This is a genomic window from Anoxybacillus sp. P3H1B (genome assembly GCF_001560855.1).
GTDB classification, from domain to species: Bacteria; Bacillota; Bacilli; order Bacillales; family Anoxybacillaceae; genus Anoxybacteroides; species Anoxybacteroides rupiense.
Genome location: NZ_LPUG01000020.1, coordinates 86,198 through 103,142, shown reverse-complemented (window position 1 = coordinate 103,142; position 16,945 = coordinate 86,198). Strand labels below are relative to the sequence as shown.

Genomic DNA, 16,945 nt, shown 5'->3' with positions numbered 1-16,945 from the left:
CATTGATACAACGGCCTTTCATTTTTCTAAAACTAATTATATCATAACACACAAAAAAAGAGACCACTTTAGGCTACGCCTAACCGAAATTCATCTCCCACTTTCACTTCGTTTAGAAGTGGGAGATGAATTTCGGAAAGATGTTAAACTCAGTAGGTACACGAATACCTTAGCTCTATAACAGGCGCCACCTGTCACACGATCCCCTTTTTTTTCGGTTCCCGTGCGATGCTCCAAGGCTTGCTTCAATAAACCATTCTTACTCCTTCCCAGCTACCGGAGCTCTCTGAAAAGAATGAATGTATTTACTCTCCTCTTCATCGCATGATGATATTAAGTAAAAAACTGCATATGATGCTTCTCGCTTTTGTAATAAGCCAACCGATCATTCAAACTGCCGGTGTGAAATTCGAACTTGTGCCCGTCAGGATCCGTAAAATAAACAGAGCGCTTGTCTCTTTCATCTCTTTCTCTGCTTGGAATTATGGCCACATCTAGCTCTTTCAGCCTTTGAACAAGATCATCGAAGTCTTCTTCTTTGACGGAAAACGCGATATGAGTATATGAGTGCCGGAGTTCGTTTCGCGGAATATCTTTTTGGACATTCAGAGCAAGCCACATTCCATTTAGATCAAAATAGGCTAAATTTCGTCCTTTGACCAATAGCTTTGCACCGAATACTTGCTGGTAAAAGCGAACGGCTTTTTCTAAATCGGATACAGAGAACGTTAGGTGATTAATGCTTCCAATCGGCAAGTGGATCTTCCTCTCCGTTTCGTTTTAACATTGATTATGACGATTCATGCTGAGTAAAATGACTGGGGAGTAGATACAGAGTAGCTTTTGTCAAGAGGCAAAATAGAATCGATACATCTTCACTGTTTTCTTATCGTGGAACCCTAAATCGGGCCGTTATCATGATGATCATTTCTCATATTCTGCATATGGGCTTCCATATAGGCCTGTTCTGACCATGAAACGTGCTTGGCATTTTCTTCAGGGTTCAAATCATGGATGCCTTTTCTTTTATACGCCCAATCAACCACCACATGCTCTTTTCCTCTCCTTTCGTATAAGATCATAACCAGTATAGACCACGTATTTTACTAATCTGTATGCATTATACCACATAAAGAAATTATTTTACATAAATTCCAAAATTATAGCCAAATTCTTGCTTTTGTCCTTTATTTTCATTTGATTTATATATAGTGACCGTTAGTCGTCCGATAACCGAAAAACAACATACACTCCAACCTAAGACAGAAACGGCAGCGCCAAAAAGCTGCGTTGATCGCTAGAACCATCCTCGCCCAATTGTGTTAAGGGAAAATGGATGGGACATTATAGATTCTATTGGCTGGGCACAAAGCATAGATTTTCCATTATCATAACAATGATAGACTTATTCTACTGAAAAGAGGAGGATTTCTCATGGTTCAGCAACATCATGTGCGAGTAGCGGTTGTGCAAACAGCTTCTGTCATTATGGATCGAAAAGCGAGCACCGAAAAAGCCATTTCGTTCATACAGCAAGCAGGGGAAAAAGGAGCGAACATCGTTGTATTCCCTGAAGCGTTTATTCCAGCCTATCCAAGGGGACTCAGCTTCGGGACAACTGTCGGGAGCCGTTCACCAGAAGGGCGGAAGGATTGGCTTCGTTATTGGGAAAACTCCGTTCCTGTTCCTAGCGAAACTACTGAGAAATTAGGAGAAGCAGCACGCAAAGCTGGGGTGTATCTCGTTATTGGCGTCATTGAGAGAGACAATGAATCTAGCAAGGGCACTTTATATTGCTCCGTATTATTCTTTGGACCAGACGGAAAATTGCTGGGAAAGCACCGCAAGCTCAAACCCACTGGTTCAGAACGATTCATTTGGGGAGAAGGAGACGGAAGCACTCTTCCCGTTTTTGATACACCTTATGGCAAAATAGGGGCGTTAATTTGCTGGGAAAATTACATGCCGCTGGCCCGAGTAGCGATGTATGCGAAAGGAATTCAAATTTATATCGCTCCGACAGCAGACTCCAGAGAGCTATGGCAATCTACGATTCGGCATATCGCCGCAGAAGGCAGATGTTTCGTTTTATCTTGCAACCAATATGTGACCAAGGACATGTATCCTACCGATCTAGCTTGCTACGATGATTTATCCTCTTCTCCAGAGGAAATGTGTTTAGGAGGCAGTGCGATCGTTGGACCTTTAGGTGAATATATAAAGGGACCTGTTTTTGGCAAAGAAGAGATGCTTATCGCAGATCTTGATTTGCGGGATATTGCTTACAGTCAATTTGACTTTGATGTAGTAGGTCATTATTCAAGGCCGGATGTTTTCCAGCTCCTAGTAAATGAGGAGAAACAAGAAAGCGTAAAATGGAAAAAGTAAGTAGAAGCAAGAAACCCCAAAAGCATTGGTCTAGCGTTCGCTTTTGGGGCAAACCAAAAAAAGAAACAGGTTTAACGCTCATCTTATCATGTTGTCCAACCGCTATCATGAGACGCTTCTGCACAATGAACTTCTTAAGCTTTTTCACAAAATCATGAAACTTTCAGTTATCTTAATATGTCTTTACTCGATCTTGGTCGCTCAATCCATTGATCAAGGTTCTTCCCAAAAGCTGGGGCGCCCCCATTTTCTCATTCTATCTTCCTTCAACAAAAACCCGATTCACTACCTTGAAAATAGTGGGGCCTGCATCCCAAAGGCAGAAATGATTCGATTACTTTAGAACCGACTGAATGCTTTTAAACGCCTCTGCAAATCGGGAAACTCCCTCCCGGATGAGGCGTGACTCTTCTCGTCCAAACGTAAAGCGTACATATCCTTTTTTTGAACCTAAAATGCTTCCCGGAACGAACGCCACTCCTCTTTTCATTGCTTCCTCAAGTAAATGATGCTCATTCATCGGGCGATTTAGTTTGCACCATAGATGGATTCCTCCTTTTGGGATAAAAAAATCCACTTGGCTGCCCAATTGGTCGGCAAGGCTGGAAATCAGCACATCTCTTTGTTGTTCTAATTTCTTTTGCAGCATCGCTATATGTGTATGAAAATGTGAGGACGCTAAAAATTCATTGGCGATCCACTGCGGAAAAATGCTATGTCCAAAATCCACTTGCTGTTTCGCATCGGCTAGTCGCTGAATCACCTTCGGCGGGCCAATCACCCATCCAATTCGCAATCCCGATGCGGCAATTTTGGATAGAGAACTAATATACAAGATATTCCCCGCATCATCCATCGATTTTAAAGGGGGATGGATTCTTCCATCAAAGGTCGTTAAACTATAAGGATCGTCTTCAATGATGGGGATACCGAATTCAGCCGATAGCTCCAGCACTTTTTTTCGGCGCTCTAAAGAAAGGACCGTTCCTGTAGGGTTATGGTGTTCAGGGTTTAAAAAAACCATGCGAATCCGATGCTTCTTGTGCAAGGACAGAAGATCGTCAGGATTCATGCCGTGCTTGTCTACAGGCAAAAAATACGTTCTTAGCCCGGCAGACTGAAAAACAGGGAGAGAAAAACAGTAGGACGGATCCTCAATGGCAACCGCATCTCCTGGCTTTAATAAACATTGAACAATCAAATAAAGAGCTTGTTGCGCTCCCGATGTAATGAGAATAGAAGAAGAGCTCGTCTCAATATTTTTGTACTCTCTCACATGAGAAGCAATAGTTTCCCGCAACACTTCATTTCCTTGGGGATGGTCATAGCCGAGATGTCCAGTAAACAGCTGTTCAGCAAAAATTTTCTTAAATTGTTCAGCTGGGAACAAGCTTGGCGTCAATTCGCCGCTTGCTAAATTAATTAAATCATTTTTTTGTGTTTCCGTGCGAATTCGCTGCACTAGCGGAAGATTAGGCAAAAAAGAGCCATCCTCGACATACCGTCCCCAATTGGGGATGCGTTTATGCGATATTCCCCATATATCCGTACTCACTCGTGTGCCGCTTCCCTTTTTACGCTCGACTATTCCGAGAGACTCCAGCCATTCATAAGCTGCAGAAACAGTGCTTCGATTCACCTGCAATTCGTTTGCAAGAGCACGTTCGGAAGGCAGCAAACGGTCCGGCGGGAATATTCCCGATGAAATTCCTTGTTCAATATAATCGGCAATCTGCTTATAAATCGGTTTCTTATCCGCACGATTCGGTTTCCAATCCATCTTAACCCATCCTTACCGTTTTTTTATTGGCTGGCTACTTTCATGAAGTTGATGATTCCAGCCATGTTGAAGAGATCCCTCGCTTGCTCCAATCCGATGATAAAAAATTTCCACCGTCTAACGACAGCTAGGCCGCTAGTCAAGCTATAAAGCAACAAATGCATACCAGACCAGCCCGATAAGAAGTCCCAAAATTAGGATCACATAGATAATCGTCAAATTCCCGATATTCCGCTTAATCGATTTCCCATAGTTCGTCTCCACCGTTCTTGCCACTAATATGGTTCCTATAAGGGAGACCACTCCTATCAGCAAAACAAGCATAATGGCAAATTTCATCGATTTTCTCCTTCCTAAGTTCATCAAAATGAAACGAATATTTATTCATACGGTGTTACCGTGATACTTACGCCCCATTCTAACTTGACGTTACCATTTTGTAGATATCGAGTTCAACACTTCACAAAGTCAGCAACAACGGCGCCGAAAGCGTTGTTGCTCCGGCCTTTGTCATGCGGACAAACCACTTGCTTTCCTTTTTCCATCTTTACAGTTTGGTGACAATACAAGAATAAGTGAATCCATTTAATCTGACAACGAATGAACAGCCGCCTTTTTCCCTGCTTTCCATTTCGTTTATGAAGCTGACCAAATTCGTTAGCCACGAGCATCTGTCTTCTTTTTCATTCGCCACTAGCACAAACATGAGGATTTTCAGATCCAGAAATATCCGTTGCGAGCCGCTGTGCATAACGAACTAAATTTCCCGGAAAAAGACGATACGCCAGCATTTTTTTCTTATACTGTTTGATAACCTCCACGCGGTCGTTGTAGCAATAAATGAATAGTCTTACATCTTTTTTAGAACTTTTCGTATCAACGATAATCAACGTTCCGCTATCTGTCGGATGCAAATAGCTCTGTTCCGTGCCCGGCCATATATAATGCCGTTCTTTAAACGAGGCGTCATTAAAGTAACGGATTATTTTTGCCTTTTCTTCCCCCTCCAGTCTCTGATTAGCCATCGTCACAATGCTATTCTCCTGATTGAGTTTTGAATGAATTTGAAATTTATCGGTCATCCACTCAACAACCCCAGAGGGAAGGGAAGTGATCACTATTTTTAATAAACTTCCCATGACGATACAAAGCAATACAGTCCATGACATTTTACATCATCTCCGTTTCATGCTTTTTATAGTTCCATCATAACGCACATGGATCAATTATGAACCAGCCACTTCCCCTAAAAATAAGCCATCCACTTTGGCATGGAGCCGCCTCAGCCAACACCTCATCACGCCGCCATCTATCATCCGAAAATATTCATAGGCTATATGCGTTGTGCCATTCTTTTTTTAAATTTAGGAATAAAATAGACCGCTTCATTTCAACTTTACATAGAAAAAGCCCGAACCATATCATTTCCAACCCATTCAATGAGCTGTTAAAAGCGATATGGTTCGAGCATCCGACCGTCTCATGTGCTGCATTCCGTCTATATCAGCAGCGACAAAAAGGGCTGATCCAAACATGGGCCCTAGCGATGTTCAACCAGCCCTATATACGAATCAATCATCATAACAAACGATATTCTTAAAACCGTTTCTTATTCTTATCGTTCACTTTAGGCCATGGGAAGCGGCATGCCCTCGCTTAAACCAAGCGTTCTTGCAGCTGAAGCATGAATTTCGCGCAGAAGGCCTGGGTTTTTCATAAGTGGCACACCGTAGGAAGGAATCATTTCTTTAATTTTCGGCTCCCACTCTGTCATGCGTTCAGGGAAGCATCTTGTGATCACTTCGAGCATGACGTGTACAGCGGTAGAAGCTCCCGGAGATGCGCCAAGCAACGCTGCGATCGAACCATCAGCGGCACTTACCACTTCCGTTCCAAACTGAAGCGTTCCTTTTCCGCCAGCCTCCGTATCTTTGATCACTTGCACACGTTGACCCGCTACAATTAAATCCCAATCCTCGCTTCTGGCACTCGGAACAAATTCCCGCAGCTCTTCCATGCGCTGCTCTTTCGATAGCATCACTTGCTGAATCAAGTAATTCGTCAGCGACATGTTCTTAACACCAGCCGCCAGCATCGTTAAGAGATTATGCGGCTTTACAGAAGTAATTAAATCAAGCATGGAGCCGTTTTTCAAAAACTTTGGCGAGAAGCCGGCAAACGGCCCGAATAGCAGCGATTTTTTATTGTCAATAAACCGCGTATCAAGATGCGGAACCGACATCGGAGGCGCTCCCACCTTCGCTTTACCGTAAACCTTGGCATGATGTTGCTCTACAACATCAGGATTATTGCACACCATAAATATTCCGCTTACCGGAAATCCGCCAATTCCCTTTCCTTCAGGAATACCGGATTTTTGCAGCAAATGCAAGCTGCCTCCTCCAGCTCCAATAAAGACAAATTTTGCGACATGTCGCTCGACCGTACCGCTATCGAGGTTTCGGACTTTCAATTCCCATGAGCCGTCGCTAGTTCGTTTCATATCATCAACATGATGTTTGTATCTTATATCCACATGTTTGCGTTTCAAGTGGTCAAACAGCATGCGTGTTAACGCACCAAAGTTGACATCGGTCCCTGATTCGATTCTTGTGGCCGCTATAGGTTCATTGAGCGTCCGATCCTTCATAATGAGCGGAACCCATTCCTGCAATTTTTTCGGATCATCAGAAAATTCCATTCCCTCAAACAAAGGGTTGCTAGCCAGCGCTTCAAAACGTTTTTTCAAAAACGCGACATTTTTTTCCCCTTGCACTAAACTCATATGAGGCAATGGCATAATAAAATCCTGCGGATGATCAATCAGCTTGCTTTTGACAAGATAAGACCAAAACTGCAACGAAACATTAAACTGTTCGTTAATTTTGATCGCTTTGCTAATATCGATCGATCCATCCGGTTTTTCGACCGTATAATTAAGCTCGCACAGTGCGGCATGTCCCGTTCCGGCATTATTCCATTCATTAGAGCTCTCATCCCCTGCATCTGCGAGCCTCTCAAATACTGTAATTTCCCAGTCTGGTGCTAATTCCTTTAACAACGTTCCCAACGTCGCACTCATAATTCCAGCACCAATTAAAATCACATCTGTTCTCATCCGATTGTTGCTCATCTTTACCATCCTTATACCCTAAGATTTAAAGAAAACCTGTAAGCGCTCCCCTTAGGCGCTCCAACAAACTAGACGATAACCTAGCCTAGCTGATCCACCTTTTCTGAATGAGATATCATTATTAATTATAGTATAGCATTATTATTTATAAATTTAAAATATTTTCTATAATATTACAGTCATTAATGAAATCATTTATGACATCCTCATCCATTTGTTCAATAAGATGGGCACATATATCTGAATGAAAAAATCAAAAAACGCATAAATATACATAGGTAACAAAACCGTTGCTGATTCGTTTTTCCGCGCTAACATAGCCCCTCCGAAAAGTCTCTCGCCTCTCAGCGAAGTGCAGGTGCAACGGTTCATGCAATTCGGTGTTGGCATTGTCGCTTATACAATGAAAATGGAATGAATTATTTTCTATAAAAAACCCATCAGGCTATTGCATTTCTCAATATCCAAAAAACAAACGTAACAGAACTTTTCGGATATGTTAAAACCACATTTTCTGCTCATTTATTATTTGAACCACACTGCATAAAAAAATACGGATGCTTTGCATCCGCTCTCGCTTAATGAACAAATCTCCCACACTATGTTCTAAAACGTTTATGAATATTGTTATGCTTATAGGTGCCCGTTTCGCTGAATTCCACTAATTCCAGAGACAATGCTAAGTAACGTTTGGCGAATTCGGCCGCAAAATGATCCTTTATTACCTCAAAAAGCTGATCACAGGTTTCTTTTTTTTCCTTCTCAGACCGCCCGGCGCCAATTTTTAAAGTCACATGAACAAACGCATCGTCCTCAGCTCCATCCGCAATCCGGTAATGATGAAGCTCAACGGCCCGCGAACGAATACCTCCAATCGGGAAAATATCGCTTTTAGAGATCAGAACTTGATTCACTTTTTCCAATAAATCAGAAATATGAATCGTCTCCTTCAGATTGTCTGTATATTCAATAATCAGATGTGGCATGATTTCTCCTCTCTTTCTATCACTTGAAAATGAGGCAAAGCCTTTTTTGGATAGCCAAGATCGAAAACCTGTCATACGTGCAAGCACGCTCCAAAAGCTGAATGACTAGCAGCTTTTTAGGATCAACGAATCGGTCTTTCGAGCACTCCGAACATCTGAACCCCAGCCAAAACTTCATCGTTCCTTTTCTCTTTATAAAAATGATTACCACGAGAACGATAAGCAACATCAGCAGCCGCTTTATTCGTCAGCTATAATGGTGTTCATAAGTCGGCCAATTCCTTCGATCTCAGCGACCACTTCGTCACCTACAGCTGTATCGGCTAGCCCTTCAGGAGTTCCGGTTAAAATCACATCATCCTTGTTCAATGTCATAAAACTGCTTAAATACTCAATAAGAGCAGGGATGTCAAAAATCATATCCCTTGTCGTCCCATGTTGTGTCAGCTTGCCATTGACATATGTTTTTAACGTTAAATTCATCGGATCGGCTATGTCTTTAGCATCTACCAGCCATGGTCCAATCGGCGTGCATGTATCCCGGCTTTTCACCCTTAAATTAGGGCGATAATAATTCTCTAAGTAATCGCGAATCGCATAGTCGTTGGCAATGGTATAACCCGCTATATAGTCATATGCCTCTTCTCGTTTCACTCTACGAGCTGGACGGCCAATCACGACCGCCAGTTCACATTCATAGTGCATGTTGACAACATCCTTGGGACGCCGCGTCTGTGCACGATGACCAACAAACGTATTGGGGCCTTTCAAAAAAACAAGCGGTTCTGTCGGCGCTTGAAATGACAGCTCCTTCGCATGATCGGCATAATTAAGCCCAAGGGCAAACACTGTACGAGGCTGCACAGGCGGCAGCCAAACCACTTCATGTTCAGCAACGATACGGCCATCTTCCAGCTTCATACAGCCATTCTCTTCAACGGCATGATGAATGGCTCCGGCATACGCGATTCGTGCTCGCTTCATAATCGTTGCCCCCCTGCTAATTCATCCTCATGAATAATCGTATTCTCCAAACTGCCAATCCCGTCAATTCCAATGCGAACATGATCTCCTGCCTTTGCGACCGGCGCTCCTTCCGGCACTCCTACTAACAGCGTGTCACCAGCATATAAGGTCATAAAATCCGTAACATCAGCAATAAGCCTGCTCACAGATCGAATGAGATTTGCTGTCGTATTTTCCTGTCGCAACTCCCCATTAATCCATACACGCACTCCCAATGCATCCGGATCGGGTACTTCATCCTGTTCAACGATCCAAGGGCCGACTGGGCAAAAACCGTCACGAGCCTTTTGCTTGATGGCCGGACGATAAAAACTTTGATGCGGAATGCTCACATCATTCACGATCGTATAACCCGCTACAAATTCAAGCGCTTGTTCCTCGCTCACACGAGTTGCCGTACGGCCCATCACAACTCCGAGCGCCGCGCCGATTTCAAGCTCTCTGGCATCAGCCGGCAATGGAATGGGCATTCCATAACCAATGACTGTATTTCTCGGTTTAATATATAAAACAGGAGCTTTTGGTTCTCCATGATAAGGAGCTTCATATACAGTCTCTCCCAAAGCGGCAAGCGCTCCTTTATAATTGAACAGCGTTCCGTATACAGCACCTGATATAGGAGCATCCCACATCAGCTGATCTACCCGATAATGCCTTCCTTGCAATTCAATCCTATTCTCGTCCAAGTTAGCGACCGCTTCCCTCTCTTGCAGGATGCCGCGGAATTTCACCCTGACTTTGACTTTACTCATATCCCTCGCTCCTTGTTTTATTTTTCTATAAGAAAGTTGAGCTTACATAGCCAACGCAAAAACAGAATCCTATTTTTTCGTCGCGCTTAAACCGAACAACCGGCTGTTTCATTTGTCAATGAACAGGGTTGCTCGGTCGTCCGACCGCCGCAATCGTCTCCTCGTTTTTAGGATAAGGCCGGAAATGCATCCATTCACCAACAAGGGAGCCTTATAGAAAATGTCATCATGACCATCGTTTCAATAGTGATAAAACCTTGTATTCATCTTTACGCAGGTTAAAGATACCTCTTACTGATTGTACAAATGGTCTCTCCTTACACTCCATGATGACTAACTCCTTTTATGTCGCTCCCTGTATTTGATTTAACTAATATTTCCTCGAAATTGCCGTTCTGCTCTTTTCTCGCTGAAAAGACTGTGCCAAGATAGGCTCCTAAAAAGCCAAGAGGAATCGATACAATTCCTGGTGACGCTAATGGGAAAATCGGTTCGCCAACGAAAAGAGCCTTCCCTTGTTCAGGACTCCACACATTGGGACTTAATGCAACAAGGAGAATCGTTCCAATCAATCCTACGAGCATCCCTGTAATCGCGCCTGTTATGTTAAAACGCCTCCAATAAACGGTATACAAAATAACAGGCAAATTCGAGCTGGCTGCTACTGTTAATGCTAAAGAAGCTAAAAACGCCACATTCATTTTTTGGACGAATAAAGCTAGGATAATAGAAAGGACTGTAATTCCGATCGATGCGAACCTTGCCATGCGAATTTGTTCTTTCTCTGTCGCCTTCCCTCCTTTGACAATTTCGTTATAAAAGTCATGTGAAAATGCTGTAGCGCCTGTTATCACAATTCCTGCCACAACCGCTAAAATCGTGGCGAATGCTACCGCTGATACCACAGCAAATAGCAGATCTCCCCCTAATATTTTAGCGAGCAACGGCGCGGCCATATTCCCGGCTGGATTAGCAGCCACAATGTCTTGCACCCCTACAAATTTAGCGGCCGCAAATCCTAAAAAGATCACCATCACATAAAACAAACCGATAATCCAAATGGAATAAACGACAGATTTTCTTGCTACCTTCGCATTTGGAACGGTTAAAAAGCGACTAAGAACGTGCGGAAGCCCAGCCGTGCCCAATATTAGGCCAAGCGTTAACGAAAAAGCATCAAGACCGTTCGCATATTTCGCCCCCGGAGCTAAATAGGCTTCCTTAAGAGGCGTGGCTGTCTGCATCTCCTCAAATACTCGCAAAAAGTTAAAATCAAATTTCGCCATCACCATCACAAAAATGACAAATGTGCTGCCTAACAACAGGAAAGCTTTCGTGATCTGCACCCAGCTTGTGGCCGTCATTCCTCCAAAAATCACGTAAATTAGCATGACAAGACCTACTAACACAACGGATATTTCATAACGAATATTCAATAAAAGCTTAAAAAGATCACCCGCTGCCACCAGTTGGGCCAGCATATAAAAGATAGAAATCGTTAGCGCATTAAAGGCTGTGACCCCGCGAACTTTTCTCGCTTGAAAACGCTCTACAATCATATCTGCCAATGTATATTTCCCAAGATTTCGCAGAGGTTCAGCTACTAAAAGCAGAACCACTAAATAAGAAACAAGCGCTCCATACATTAAAAAGATCCCATCATAGCCGACGAGGGAAATGGCGCCAATCAACCCTAAAAATGAAGAGGCCGACATAAAATCCCCTGCAATAGCAAAACCATTTTGCCAGCCTGTTAACCCCCCGCCTGCCGTATAAAAAGAACTTGCACTATTTGTTTTTTGGGAAGCATAGTAAGTAATGAGAAGCGTGACGGCAACGATGAGAGTAAAAAGGGTCACAACTTTTACATCCATGTTCATCTTTCCCCCTCTTCTTGATGATGCAGCAGCACTTGGTCCGCCATGTCATCAAATTCAGCCGCTTTTTTTACATACAAGTGGCAGATGATCCATGTCATCACAAATTGGGCAAAAACGAATATCCAAGCCCATGAAATAGCGCCTATGGCAGGCTTTTTTAAGATGTTAGTGTAGAATGCCAAAATGGGGAGCAAAAGAGAGAAGATAAGAAAAAATAGGGTTACATAAATGGTAAAGCGCTTCTTTACAGCTAAAAGCTGTTTGAATTTCTCCGATGCAGCAAGCTCCTTATAATGGAGCTGTTGATGGTTAACAACGACCCGTTCATTTTGTCCCATCATATCACCAATCCTCCACTTTTTTGTCGTTCATTTTTTACGTCCGACTCGTTTCCGTTCTGCCATCTCTTCAAACGCAGATGAACTCTTTTCCAAACAGCTTTCCTTTACTCTGCTATATGGCATGCGAGAGGTTTCGTGATTTTGCTTATATACCATTTTCTGAAACAAGCTATTTTTCGTATCCATTCCTGCGTCCCCTATTGCAAATGATGGACTTGTTCCATTATTTTCAGAGGACGGAACTGATTGGTTAAGACCTTTTTCAATCCAATCTTCATCAAGACAGGACTAAATAATTCTTCGCTCTCCCTCCATATATTGATAGATGTCGTGATCCTCTTTTGCTTTGCGCAAAGAGAATTGAAGCCATTTTACCTTAACCCGTTTCTCATACGTGTTGATGAGGCAATTTGTCAGCTGAACTAAAAGGAATGATTGGTTACCATTGCTAGAAATTTGCTGGCAAATCCCCTTATATCGTTGCCCATCTATTTCCACATAAACTTTATATATACCGGGCGTTGGCAGCATATATTCTTCATCTACTAGAATATGAAGAAATTGATTATTTTTATAATAGATCGACGCTTTTTTGACTTTCCCTCTTATTTCGTAGAAGTCACCAAGATAACTAGGAATCAAGGCTACGTTCCCAACAGACAGCAGATTGCGGATAGCAGTAGAACTGATTTTTTCCTGCTCGCGTTTGATCGGATGGATCACTGTTACTTGAAACTTTCCGTCCCCTTCATTTTTCAAAGTGGCCATCGTTCCTTTGCCTTTATATCCGTAATGATAATCAAATCCGGCTACGACATGCTTACAACGAAGGCCTACGATATATTGGACGACGAAATCTTTCGGCCGGAGACGCGCAAATTCAGGAGTAAAATGGACCACGAATAATTTTTCCACCCCCATCTCTCGAAACCGTTCTTCCTTTATCGGCAAAGGAGTTAAATACTTTCTCGGCTCTTCATTTGCTTGGATAATATCTTTAGGATGAGGATAAAAGGTCATAACGCCAAAGGCGAGCTGCTTTTGCTTCGCCGCTGCTTTGGCAGCCTCTAGAACTTCTTTATGTCCAAGATGAACGCCGTCGAAAAAGCCAAGCGCCAAAACACAAGGCCTCATTTGAGCTGTGACGGATGCGGAAATCGGATGCCGGATATAAACGGTTTCCATCGCTACACCTCCCTGTTCTCCAGATCAACCTTAATTTTTTTAACGCCCTGTCGTTTTTCAGCGTTCTCGAACAATACCGCTTCCAGATCTCACCATTCGTCTAAAGAAGCGGTTGGTTGTTCGAGTAAAAGCCATCCTCCTGCTACATGCGATTTTATATATTTGCAATTTTTCCATACTTTCCGGCAAAAAAGGTTAGCGGCGTCCCTTCCCCCACAACCACATCGATGACTTCCCCGATAAATAACGTGTGGTCTCCCGCCAGCTGCTTGCTATAAACATGGCAGACAATATTGGCCAAAGCACCATTTAAAATAGGAATACCATGTAGCCACTCAAATGTTACCTCGCGCTTTTTTTGTATTTGTCCTGCAAACTGCATGGATAATTCCTTCTGATCTTCAGACAAGATATTGACAGCGAATGCGTCTGACTGATTCAATTTTTCTAGCATTTTCGCTTTTTCCCCAATCGAAATGAGCACTAATCGAGGGTTAAGAGAAACCGACATAAATGCATTGGCTGTCATTCCATGAACGTCCCTATCTACTGCCGTTGTGATTACCGTTACTCCTGTCGCGAATTTTCCCATTGCATTTCTAAATGTCCGATCATCCACTGCTCATCCCCCCTTCGTTCTGTTTGATCCCATGGACAAGCAGCTATAGGATAAATTCTGGTTTAATTTTTTCTAAAGTCGCTTTGGAGACAGGAATCGGTTCTCCTGTATCAATGTCTAAAAACGGAAACGTTTCGTTAAACCAGCTTTCTGGAGCTTTATGCCCCCAAAATGTTTGACGTCTCGGGTCATCTAACTCCCAACGAATCGGAATAAAATCGGGATCACTTGTCAAGTAGTCCCCGTTGTAAAGCTCAATTCGATAACCATCCGGATCTCTTAAATAAAGGAAAAAGGCATTGGAAAGTCCGTGGCGCCCTGGTCCTCTCTCAATACTTTCTGCATATCCGATAGAAGCCAGTATATCGCAACAATGGATTAATGCTAATGGATCTGGCAGCCAAAAGCCGATATGATGAAGGCGCGGACCTTCTCCGTTCATAAAAGCTTGATCGTGTACCCCTTGTTTTCGGTGGAGCCATGCTGCCCAAATCCGCTCTTTCTCTGTCACGGTGTACTCAGAGCAAGCAAATCCTAATTCTTTCATAAAAAAGTCATAGGCTTTTTCTACATCAGGAACCATGCAGTTTACATGGTCAATGCGCTGGATTCTCGCCCCTTTATACTGATCATAACGTTGAAGCATCCGCTCCACCCGATCCATTTTGCAGAAAAACTCCAATGGCATCCCGGATACATCATGGACATGCAATGCTCTGCCGATCGCATATTGCGTTCCTTCTTCCAACCATTTCGTTTTCAAGCCTTTTGCTTGAAATAACGCGGCTAATTTATCTAAATCGGCTTCTGACGCCACTTTATATCCAAGGGCATGAACACCAAGTTGATCTGATTTTTTTAACACTAAGCTATGATGCGTATGCTCTTCTAATCCTCTTAAATAAATATGTTCTCCGTCACACTCTGTTTCAACAAAACCTAAAGCGTTTACATAAAAATCTCTCGAACGATCTAAATCCGTGACGTTAATCACTACTCTCGCAATGCGGATAATATTAAATTCCATCCTACCAACTCCCCCACTTATTGAATGTGGTAATACCTTCACTACACTTTTCGACGGTCGGACAACCGACCACCCTCGCCTATTGACACCTGTAAGCGATTGGTTGTTTGGGACTCGGCCATACTTTGACGTACCCAGCCGCTTTTTGCCAACCGTCGAGACTTATAGAAATTCTTCTTGAATGGGCTGTACTTTTCCTTAGTCGTATCTATATAGGCTTCCCGTGATTTCTTGCTAGCTTTCATGATCTAGTTGCGGCAACTCGTCAATAGATGATGAACTGAAAAACCATCTCACAACCCTCTATCGCAAAGAATTTAATTATTTTGAATCATCTGTTCTGAACGGTCGAGAAACTCTTTCACACGATCTACATATTCTTGCTTATCATAGCCGTTATATAAAGCACTCGCCATTCTGACAGGATCGCCAAAGAAAAAGCGCTCATATAAGGTTTGTCTTGTGCCGAATGCACTCATACAAACATCCCAAGCAAGACGGTACAATTTCACACGATGGTAAGCTTCTCCATTAGCCGCTTGCAAATACTTATCTAAATCTGGGCGAATGTCTGACTTAAAATCTGCTTCTGACGGAATAGCCATTAAACCGCTAGCACCTAATAGCTGCATAATTTCACTAAATCGAGGGTAAATCTTTGGATAATAATTGCGAGCAATATTTAGTGGCGTAAAATCAGGCGTCATAATCCCCCATTTATCTATTTTTGCGTTCGCTTCCGCTGCTGTCATGTAGGCTTTCATCGTTTCTAACGCGATAATCACCTCGGACATTTTTTCTTGGACATGCTGGAACTGTCCGATGTTGATCGTTTCCACCATTAGCTGTAAAATTCCTAACACAAATTCCGTTTTCACAATGTTTTTAGCGACTACTTGATGCGTCATATGAACAACGGCATTGCTTTCGTTGTACGCCTGGTTGCAAACGCTTACATCACCAAGTGCAAATACGCGGTTCCACGGCACCACCACATCATCAAAAACAACAACCGTATCCATTTCTTCAAAGCGTGATCCCAGCGGGTGGTCAAAGTGGGATTTTCCGTAATCGAATGATTCACGGCAAATAAATTTTAACCCGGGGGTGTTATTGGGAATTGCAAATGCGTAAGCATATGGGTTTTCTTCTTCGGATTGTTTTAATAGAGTCGAAGGAAATACCATAATTTCATCTGTAATTCCCCCTTGCGTTGCAAGCAAACGCGCTCCGCGAATCACCACTCCTTCCGATGTTTTCTTCACAATCCGAGCGGCAATATAAGGATCTGGCAGCTGTGCGGCGTTGACCGCCCGATTGACTTGAGGCTGAATGAGCGTATGAGTGAGAGAAATATCATTTTCTCTGCAATACTCGTAATATTCTTCCATATTTTTAGCGTAAAACGGATCTTGTTTCCCAAACATTTTGGCAGCTGCGCCGTAAGCCATGATGCCAACGTTAAGATAGTCTGGAGAACGTCCCATCATTCCTCCATTATATTTGGCCCATTCTTGCATCATCTTGCGGCGCATCACAAGATCTTCTTTTGTTCTTGGCTGGATAAATGAAGTCCCTACACGTTCTCCTGTTGTTGGCGATACATATGTCATATAATCTCGCTTGGCGGGATCATGTTGCATATCATACATCTCTGCTTGCGTTTTCATGACTCCTTTAAAAGCAGGATGCTCAGAAATCTTTCCTCTTACTTGTTCGCCATTAATCCAGACAACTGCCTGCGCCTCATCCACTCTCTCAATATATTGTTTTCCTGTTTTAGCTGGCATCTCACTCTCTCCTTTGGAAATTCCCTTCATCACCGATC

At 43.0% G+C, this 16,945-nt stretch carries 17 protein-coding genes; 1 reads left to right on the top strand and 16 read right to left on the bottom strand.

Annotated elements, in window-relative coordinates; translation table 11 throughout:
- Positions 1-333 precede the first annotated feature (333 nt).
- Positions 334-756: a metallothiol transferase FosB gene (fosB, locus tag AT864_RS12995; RefSeq protein WP_066149454.1), complete on the bottom strand. Its 423-nt coding sequence runs from the start codon at positions 754-756 to the stop codon at positions 334-336.
- Positions 757-899: 143 nt separating this feature from the next.
- Positions 900-1,049 carry a hypothetical protein gene (locus tag AT864_RS12990; protein ID WP_231734656.1) on the bottom strand — a complete coding sequence of 50 codons (150 nt, stop codon included), beginning with the start codon at positions 1,047-1,049 and terminating at the stop codon, positions 900-902.
- Positions 1,050-1,434: 385 nt separating this feature from the next.
- Here AT864_RS12990 and AT864_RS12985 point away from each other — a divergent pair, with 385 nt between their 5' ends.
- Positions 1,435-2,388: a carbon-nitrogen hydrolase family protein gene (locus AT864_RS12985; RefSeq protein ID WP_066149449.1), complete on the top strand. Its 954-nt coding sequence runs from the start codon at positions 1,435-1,437 to the stop codon at positions 2,386-2,388.
- Between the two features lie 334 nt (positions 2,389-2,722).
- On the opposite strand, the gene AT864_RS12980 is transcribed toward AT864_RS12985, so the two are convergent.
- The 14 genes from AT864_RS12980 to hpaB form a co-directional block, all read right to left on the bottom strand.
- A complete protein-coding gene (locus tag AT864_RS12980) occupies positions 2,723-4,168 on the bottom strand; it encodes a PLP-dependent aminotransferase family protein (protein WP_066149445.1) in 1,446 nt (481 codons plus the stop codon).
- A gap of 144 nt (positions 4,169-4,312) precedes the next feature.
- The gene (locus AT864_RS12975) at positions 4,313-4,507 is read right to left on the bottom strand and encodes a hypothetical protein (protein WP_044742100.1); all 195 of its coding nucleotides are present in this window, start codon (positions 4,505-4,507) and stop codon (positions 4,313-4,315) included.
- 344 nt (positions 4,508-4,851) lie between these two features.
- The gene (locus tag AT864_RS12965) at positions 4,852-5,337 is read right to left on the bottom strand and encodes a YfmQ family protein (protein WP_082741701.1); all 486 of its coding nucleotides are present in this window, start codon (positions 5,335-5,337) and stop codon (positions 4,852-4,854) included.
- A 458-nt stretch (positions 5,338-5,795) separates the two neighbouring features.
- Positions 5,796-7,301, bottom strand: coding sequence for a malate:quinone oxidoreductase (locus AT864_RS12960; protein ID WP_066149443.1), 1,506 nt, complete (start codon positions 7,299-7,301; stop codon positions 5,796-5,798).
- A gap of 599 nt (positions 7,302-7,900) precedes the next feature.
- On the bottom strand, positions 7,901-8,287 hold the full coding sequence (locus AT864_RS12955; protein WP_044742096.1) for a 5-carboxymethyl-2-hydroxymuconate Delta-isomerase: 387 nt from the start codon (positions 8,285-8,287) through the stop codon (positions 7,901-7,903).
- A gap of 240 nt (positions 8,288-8,527) precedes the next feature.
- A complete protein-coding gene (locus AT864_RS12950) occupies positions 8,528-9,271 on the bottom strand; it encodes a fumarylacetoacetate hydrolase family protein (protein ID WP_066149441.1) in 744 nt (247 codons plus the stop codon).
- Positions 9,268-10,065 carry a fumarylacetoacetate hydrolase family protein gene (locus AT864_RS12945; protein WP_066149439.1) on the bottom strand — a complete coding sequence of 266 codons (798 nt, stop codon included), beginning with the start codon at positions 10,063-10,065 and terminating at the stop codon, positions 9,268-9,270. The genes AT864_RS12950 and AT864_RS12945 overlap by 4 nt, the downstream gene beginning before the upstream one ends.
- Positions 10,066-10,382: 317 nt before the next feature.
- Positions 10,383-11,939 (bottom strand): cation acetate symporter, encoded by a 1,557-nt coding sequence (locus AT864_RS12940; RefSeq protein ID WP_066149436.1) that lies wholly within the window; start codon positions 11,937-11,939, stop codon positions 10,383-10,385.
- 2 nt (positions 11,940-11,941) lie between these two features.
- Complete coding sequence (locus AT864_RS12935) at positions 11,942-12,286, bottom strand: DUF485 domain-containing protein (RefSeq protein WP_231734655.1); 345 nt, start codon at positions 12,284-12,286, stop codon at positions 11,942-11,944.
- 27 nt (positions 12,287-12,313) lie between these two features.
- The gene (locus AT864_RS17975; protein ID WP_156450541.1) at positions 12,314-12,472 is read right to left on the bottom strand and encodes a hypothetical protein; all 159 of its coding nucleotides are present in this window, start codon (positions 12,470-12,472) and stop codon (positions 12,314-12,316) included.
- Between the two features lie 102 nt (positions 12,473-12,574).
- Positions 12,575-13,471, bottom strand: a complete 897-nt coding sequence (locus AT864_RS12930) for a cytidyltransferase (RefSeq protein ID WP_066149434.1) — start codon at positions 13,469-13,471, stop codon at positions 12,575-12,577.
- 154 nt (positions 13,472-13,625) lie between these two features.
- Positions 13,626-14,090: a flavin reductase family protein gene (locus AT864_RS12925; RefSeq protein WP_044742090.1), complete on the bottom strand. Its 465-nt coding sequence runs from the start codon at positions 14,088-14,090 to the stop codon at positions 13,626-13,628.
- Positions 14,091-14,133: 43 nt separating this feature from the next.
- Complete coding sequence (gene hpaD / locus AT864_RS12920; RefSeq protein ID WP_044742089.1) at positions 14,134-15,117, bottom strand: 3,4-dihydroxyphenylacetate 2,3-dioxygenase; 984 nt, start codon at positions 15,115-15,117, stop codon at positions 14,134-14,136.
- Positions 15,118-15,434: 317 nt separating this feature from the next.
- A complete protein-coding gene (gene hpaB / locus AT864_RS12915) occupies positions 15,435-16,907 on the bottom strand; it encodes a 4-hydroxyphenylacetate 3-monooxygenase, oxygenase component (RefSeq protein WP_066149431.1) in 1,473 nt (490 codons plus the stop codon).
- Positions 16,908-16,945 lie beyond the last annotated feature (38 nt).

Coding starts and splice junctions, on each gene's coding strand:
- AT864_RS12985 (WP_066149449.1), top strand. CDS start 1,435: ATGGTTCAGCAACATCATGTGCGAGTAGCGGTTGTGCAAACAGCTTCT.
- AT864_RS12980 (WP_066149445.1), bottom strand. CDS start 4,168: ATGGATTGGAAACCGAATCGTGCGGATAAGAAACCGATTTATAAGCAG.
- AT864_RS12975 (WP_044742100.1), bottom strand. CDS start 4,507: ATGAAATTTGCCATTATGCTTGTTTTGCTGATAGGAGTGGTCTCCCTT.
- AT864_RS12965 (WP_082741701.1), bottom strand. CDS start 5,337: ATGTCATGGACTGTATTGCTTTGTATCGTCATGGGAAGTTTATTAAAA.
- AT864_RS12960 (WP_066149443.1), bottom strand. CDS start 7,301: ATGAGCAACAATCGGATGAGAACAGATGTGATTTTAATTGGTGCTGGA.
- AT864_RS12955 (WP_044742096.1), bottom strand. CDS start 8,287: ATGCCACATCTGATTATTGAATATACAGACAATCTGAAGGAGACGATT.
- AT864_RS12950 (WP_066149441.1), bottom strand. CDS start 9,271: ATGAAGCGAGCACGAATCGCGTATGCCGGAGCCATTCATCATGCCGTT.
- AT864_RS12945 (WP_066149439.1), bottom strand. CDS start 10,065: ATGAGTAAAGTCAAAGTCAGGGTGAAATTCCGCGGCATCCTGCAAGAG.
- AT864_RS12940 (WP_066149436.1), bottom strand. CDS start 11,939: ATGGATGTAAAAGTTGTGACCCTTTTTACTCTCATCGTTGCCGTCACG.
- AT864_RS12935 (WP_231734655.1), bottom strand. CDS start 12,286: ATGATGGGACAAAATGAACGGGTCGTTGTTAACCATCAACAGCTCCAT.
- AT864_RS17975 (WP_156450541.1), bottom strand. CDS start 12,472: ATGGATACGAAAAATAGCTTGTTTCAGAAAATGGTATATAAGCAAAAT.
- AT864_RS12930 (WP_066149434.1), bottom strand. CDS start 13,471: ATGGAAACCGTTTATATCCGGCATCCGATTTCCGCATCCGTCACAGCT.
- hpaD (WP_044742089.1), bottom strand. CDS start 15,117: ATGGAATTTAATATTATCCGCATTGCGAGAGTAGTGATTAACGTCACG.
- hpaB (WP_066149431.1), bottom strand. CDS start 16,907: ATGCCAGCTAAAACAGGAAAACAATATATTGAGAGAGTGGATGAGGCG.